General features: G+C 71.3%; 5 protein-coding genes. 2 read left to right on the top strand and 3 right to left on the bottom strand.

The genetic code is table 11. The features are described 5' to 3' along the window. The coding region (locus H5J26_RS27980; protein WP_181768754.1) for a transglycosylase family protein at nt 1-342 on the bottom strand (342 nt) is incomplete at its 3' end. 162 nt (nt 343-504) lie between these two features. Continuing rightward, nucleotides 505-1,281: a DUF6227 family protein gene (locus H5J26_RS27975; protein WP_181768753.1), complete on the bottom strand. Its 777-nt coding sequence runs from the start codon at nt 1,279-1,281 to the stop codon at nt 505-507. A 231-nt stretch (nt 1,282-1,512) separates the two neighbouring features. Between H5J26_RS27975 and H5J26_RS27970 the strand changes: the two genes are divergently transcribed. Further along, the gene (locus H5J26_RS27970; RefSeq protein WP_181768755.1) at nt 1,513-2,157 is read left to right on the top strand and encodes a phosphoribosyltransferase; all 645 of its coding nucleotides are present in this window, start codon (nt 1,513-1,515) and stop codon (nt 2,155-2,157) included. Nucleotides 2,158-2,210: 53 nt separating this feature from the next. Here the strand turns inward: H5J26_RS27970 and H5J26_RS27965 are convergent, their stop codons facing one another. Beyond that, entirely contained in the window at nt 2,211-3,392 is a 1,182-nt protein-coding gene (locus H5J26_RS27965) for a zinc-dependent alcohol dehydrogenase (RefSeq protein ID WP_181768752.1), read from the bottom strand. A 237-nt stretch (nt 3,393-3,629) separates the two neighbouring features. Here H5J26_RS27965 and H5J26_RS27960 point away from each other — a divergent pair, with 237 nt between their 5' ends. Next, nucleotides 3,630-5,177, top strand: coding sequence for an FAD-dependent oxidoreductase (locus H5J26_RS27960; protein ID WP_181768751.1), 1,548 nt, complete (start codon nt 3,630-3,632; stop codon nt 5,175-5,177). Nucleotides 5,178-5,430: the final 253 nt, after the last annotated feature.

Raw genomic sequence — 5,430 nt, 5'->3', positions numbered from 1 at the left:
CCACGCCTTGGGGCCCTGCCCGGCTAACACCTTCTCGGCGACGGCGATCTGCTGGTCCTTGCTCGCCAGGTCCGCACGCGGCGCGTAGGCGGTGCCGCCGTACGCCTGCCAGGTGCTCTGCGAGAACTGGAGCCCGCCGAAGTAGCCGTTGCCGGTGTTGATCTCCCAGTTGTTGTTGCTCTCGCAGGCCGCGACCTTCTGCCATGCGTCGGCGGGGGCTGCGTGCACGAGCTGGGCGCCGATCAGAGGTATCGCCACTCCGGCTCCGCCAGCGGTGACCTTGAGTGACGTGCGCGAGAGAGCACTGGGCCGGTTACGGCGGTGACGTCCGCGAGTGGGCATGGCGGGACCTCCGGGTGAAGTGGGCACCCCGTCAAGGAAGTTACGGAGCGTCAGAGATGTTACGCAGCGCGCCCACGATACGTTCGGCACGGAGAAGGTCACAAGGGGTCACAACAGGGACACGGATGCGGCGCCGGTGCGTGCCCGTTCGCGCTCTCGCGGTCACAGACCGAAGTCGTCGCCCCGTACGCGCCGGCTCGCGGCCTCGTGGGCGAGCGCCTCGTCGGGATAGACCTCGCAGACCAGCTCTCCCGTACGGGACCGGTCGTGCTCCAGCTCGTAGAGGCTGATCTCGCGGCCGTCGGGCAGCAGGAAGGCGTGCTCGTAGACGGAGCACCACACCTGCCACTCGTGAGCGAGCGCCCTGGGCCGCGGCACGGGCAGGATCTGGTGGCCGCAGGCCGTGGCCAGCAGCCTGCCCACGTCGTCACCGGGCCGGTCGGGGTTCTCGGCCCGGCGCAGCAGCCGGCGGGCGTGGTCCGGGGAGTCGCTGCCGGCGTAGGTGCGGCGGTCGCACAAGCCGCTCGCCATCAGGAGCTCGACCGGGTCATGAGTGGCGTCACGGCCCGCGAAGCCGCCGTACGGACCCGCGGCGGGCATCTGTGCGCTCTGGTGCACGCGCCGCTCGGAGCGGGCGAGGGCCTCCTCGTTCTCGTACACCTCGTGCAGCAGGGTGCCGCTGCCGTCGTCGCCGTCGTAGCGCAGCTCCCACAGCGGAAGCAGGGTGCCGTCGCGCAGGATGAAGATGTGCCGGTAGCTGCTGCAGCGCAGATTCGGGGCCGGTGGCCTGCGATGCCTCCAGCCGTGCAGCTCGACGTGGCACAGGAGGGCGTCCTCGAGCCGTGTGAGGACGGCGTCGGTGATGTCGAAGGGATTCTGGGCCCGTGCCAGCAGTTCACGCACATGCACAGCAGGCGTCGGCACAGCTTCGATGCCCATCGCGGAGCCCCTCCCGGCATATTGCAATTGGTGATCCCCGCAGCCACACACCGTAGTCCTGAGCGCCCGCTCACGGGGGCGGATTCGATGGAATTCCCGTGCCGGAAGCGGAACTTCCGTTCCCTCGTCCTGTGTAGGACGGCCCCAGCCGGGTACCGCGTGCGACACGGCGCCGTCGGTGATGCCGTGGACGGAGCCGAGGCGAGCGGGGGCATGGAGGAGGACGCCGCCATGCAGTTCGAGAACCGCCGTGAGGCCGGAAAGGCCCTGGCAGAGCAGCTCATCGAGCTGAGCGGAGAAGGACGCCTGCCGGACCCCGTCGTGCTGGCGCTGCCGCGCGGCGGCGTGCCCGTCGCCGACGAGGTCGCCCGCGCCCTGGACGCGCCGCTCGATGTCCTCGTCGCACGCAAGATCGGAGCCCCGTTCCAGCCGGAGCTCGGTGTGGGGGCCGTCGCGGGCGAGGCGCCTCCGGTCTACGACCGGGATCTTCTGGGGCGGCTGGGGCTGACCGAGGAGGAGCTGGCTCCGGTGGCCGAGCGGGAGCAGGCGGAGGTCGGCAGGCGCGAGGAGCTCTACCGGCGCGGACGGGGAGCGCTCCAGCTCGCGGGCCGCTCCGCGATCGTCGTCGACGACGGCGTGGCGACGGGCTCGACAGCGCGTGCCGCTCTGCGTGCCGTACGTCGCGCCGACCCGGCCCGTACCGTCCTGGCCGCCCCGGTCTGTTCGCCCGAGGCGACGGCCATGCTCTCCGGCGACGCCGACGAGATCGTCTGCTCGCAGCGTCCGGCGTCCTTCGGGGCGGTGGGCTTCTGGTACGCGCAGTTCCCCCAACTCACCGACGACGAGGTGCTGGAGATCCTCCACGTCATGAAGTGAGGCCGCGCCACAGGTACGTTCACACAGCGGCGCGACCCCAGTCGGCCGCCGCCCTAGGGGCGCAGCACGACCTTCACGGCACCGTCGGCCTTCTTCTGGAACATCTCGTACGCCTCGGGGGCCTGTGCGAGCGGTAGATGGTGGGTGGCGAAGTCGTCCACTCCGAGCACGTCCTCGTCCGACAGCAGCGGCAGGATGTCCGGGACCCAGCGCTTGACGTTGGCCTGGCCCATGCGCAGCTGCACCTGCTTGTCGAAGAGGCGCAGCATCGGCAGCGGGTCGGCGGCGCCGCCGTAGACGCCGGACAGGGAGATGGTCCCGCCCCGGCGCACGATGTCGATCGCCTGCGTCAGCGCGGAGAGCCGGTCGACGCCGGTCTTCGCGATCGCCTTCTCGGCGAGCTTCCCCGGCAGCATGCCGCCCACGGTCTGCGCGAGCTTTCCGGCGACGTTGCCGTGCGCTTCGAGGCCCACGGCGTCGATGACGGCGTCCGTGCCGCGCCCCTGCGTCAACTCCCGTACGGCCTCGCCGATGTCGGAGTGCTCGCTGACGTCCAGCACCTCCGCACCACGCGCACGCGCCCGGGCCAGCCGCTCGGGCACGAGGTCGATGCCGATGACCCTGCCGGCGCCGCGCTGCAGCGCGATGCGGCAGGCCATGTCGCCGATGGGGCCGAGCCCGATCACGGCCAGGGTGCCGTCCTTGGGCACGTCCGCGTACTCCACGGCCTGCCAAGCGGTCGGCAGCACGTCCGAGAGGAACAGGAAGCGGTCGTCGGACGGGCCCTCGGGCACCTTGATGGGCCCGTACTGGGCCTGCGGAACCCGCAGGTACTCGGCCTGGGCTCCGGGCACGGAGCCGTAGAGCTTGGTGTAGCCGAACAGCGCTGCGCCCATCCCCTGATCGCGGACCTGGGTCGTCTCGCACTGGGTCTGCAGGCCCTGGGCGCACATGAAGCACGACCCGCACGAGATCTGGAAGGGCACCACGACCCGGTCCCCGGGCTTGAGGTCGGTGACTTCGCCGCCGACCTCCTCGACGATGCCCATCGGCTCGTGCCCCAGGATGTCGCCTGGCGTCATCAGTGGGGTCAGGACTTCGTACAGGTGCAGGTCGGAGCCGCACAGACCGCTCGAAGTGATCCTGATGACCGCGTCGGTCGGCTTCTGCACTGTCGGATCGGGCACCTCCGTGACCTGCACGTCCCGCTTGCCCTGCCAGACGACTGCCTTCATCCGTCCATCACCTCCGTCGTGGAAGCACCTCGGGTACCCGGGCCGTCCGGTGGGACACGTGTGCCCTCAGGGAAACCGGTGGCCGGGGCGAGTGAGCCGGACGACGCCGGGAATCACAGTCCCGTCGAACAGTTCGACGGAACTACGGGGCGGCCTGAGCGAGCTGCGAGCGGCGCGGGCCTGTGCGCCGGACGAACCGGACTAGCCGGTGAGCCGGACGACCAATGAGGAGCAGCTGTGACCACACTGCCCGTCGGTTACGAGTCGTACTGGATGCTGTCCGCGGCAGCGGCTCCCCATCCAGCGCTCGAACCCGGCAGCGAGACCGAGGTCGACGTCGCCGTCGTCGGAGGGGGAGTCGCGGGGCTGTCGGTGGCCTGGGAGGCGGCACGCGCGGGGCGCAGTGTCGCGGTGCTGGAATCCGACCGCATAGCGGCGGGGGTCACCGGCCACACGACCGGGAAGGTCTCGTCGCTGCACGGACTCGTCTACGCCCATCTGCGCGATACGCGCGGCGCGGAGGCCGCCCGCATGTACGCCGCGTCGCAGCAGCAGGCCATCGAACATCTTGCTGCGGTGGCAGGGGAGTTGGGGATCGAGTGCGAACTGGAGCGCGGCCCCGCGCACACGTTCGTCGAGTCCGAGCACCACGCCGACGAGGTGCGGGCCGAGGCCGAAGCAGCGGCCGAGGCGGGCCTTCCCGCCTCCTTCGTCACCGAGACGGGCCTGCCCTTTCCGGTGTGCGCGGCCGTACGCGTGGAGGACCAGGCGCAGTTCCATCCGCGCAAGTACCTGCTGGCGCTGGCCGAGGACCTGCAACGGCGCGGCGGCCGCATCTTCGAACGCACCCGCGTCATGGGCCTCGACGAGGGCGACCCCTGCCGTGTCACCACCGAGAACGGAGCCGAGGTCATCGCCAAGGACGTCGTGGTGGCCACCCATTACCCCGTCTTCGACCGGGCGTTGATGTTCTCCCGGCTCGAGCCGCGCCGCGAACTCGTCGTCTCCGCGCTGCTGCCCGAGGACCAGGACCCGGGAGGCAGTTACCTCACCCCCGAGCGCGGCACCCGCTCGGTGCGCACCGCCCCCTATCCGTTCGGGGAAGGGAAGCGGCTCCTCATCGTCACCGGCGAGAAGTTCACCCCGGGAACCGCCGGACAGGGCTCGGTGGGGGCCGGCTACGAGCGGCTGGCGGCGTGGACGTACGAGCACTTCCCGGACGCCCGGCTCGTGCACCGCTGGGCGACGCAGGACAACGACACCACCGACCGCGTGCCCTACATCGGGCCCTTCCACCCCGCCTCGCAGCACACCTGGGTGGCAACCGGCTTCGGCGGCTGGGGCATGTCCGGCGGCATCCTGTCGGGGCAGCTGCTGGCCTCGTACATCACCGGCGAGCCGCTGCCCCCGTGGGCGAAGCTGTACGAGCCGCGCCGGCTCAGCCCGCGGGAGGCACCCGCGATGCTGCGCTTCCAGTCGACGGTGGCGGGGCGGTTCGTGGGGGACCGGCTGCGTTCCTCGTACGTCGACTCGGTGGACGAGATCGCTCCGGGGACGGGTGCGATCGTGCGCATCCGCGGACGGCGCTGCGCCGTGCACCGCACGGCGGAGGGCGAGGTCCGGGCGCTGTCACCGCGCTGTACGCACCTGGGGTGCCTGGTGCGGTTCAACGACGCCGAGGGTGCGTGGGAGTGCCCCTGTCACGGTTCGCGCTTCGACACCGAGGGCCGGGTGATCCAGGGGCCGGCGACGCGGCCGCTGGAGCCGCGCGAGGTTCTGGAATGAGTGCTGCCGGGCCGCGAGGCCCGGGGAGATCGGCGTTCATCTGACCGGGTGGTAGGGGCGGGCGGTCGACGTATCGGCGCGGGGAGGGGCCGAGCCGGGCCTAGCATGCGGAATCCCTCATTCCGCGGAGGTGCACCGGCTCATGTCCCCCCTCAACCGATTTCCGCGCACCCGCTCGCCCCGCTCCGACCGGCCCCGTCGCCCGTCCAGCCGTCCCCGCTCCACACCGGCGCCCTCGCGCCGTGTCCTCGCG

Origin of the sequence: Streptomyces albidus (ex Kaewkla and Franco 2022) (assembly GCF_013870515.1) — a bacterium.
Classification (GTDB): Bacteria; Actinomycetota; Actinomycetes; order Streptomycetales; family Streptomycetaceae; genus Streptomyces; species Streptomyces albidus.
The sequence above is the reverse complement of the archived record's forward strand: the minus strand, read 5'-3'. Positions and strand labels throughout refer to the sequence as shown.

Bases quoted from the DNA above. Each gene is read 5' to 3' on its own strand.
- H5J26_RS27965 (WP_181768752.1), bottom strand. From the start codon at position 3,392: ATGAAGGCAGTCGTCTGGCAGGGCAAGCGGGACGTGCAGGTCACGGAG.
- H5J26_RS27975 (WP_181768753.1), bottom strand. From the start codon at position 1,281: ATGGGCATCGAAGCTGTGCCGACGCCTGCTGTGCATGTGCGTGAACTG.
- H5J26_RS27970 (WP_181768755.1), top strand. From the start codon at position 1,513: ATGCAGTTCGAGAACCGCCGTGAGGCCGGAAAGGCCCTGGCAGAGCAG.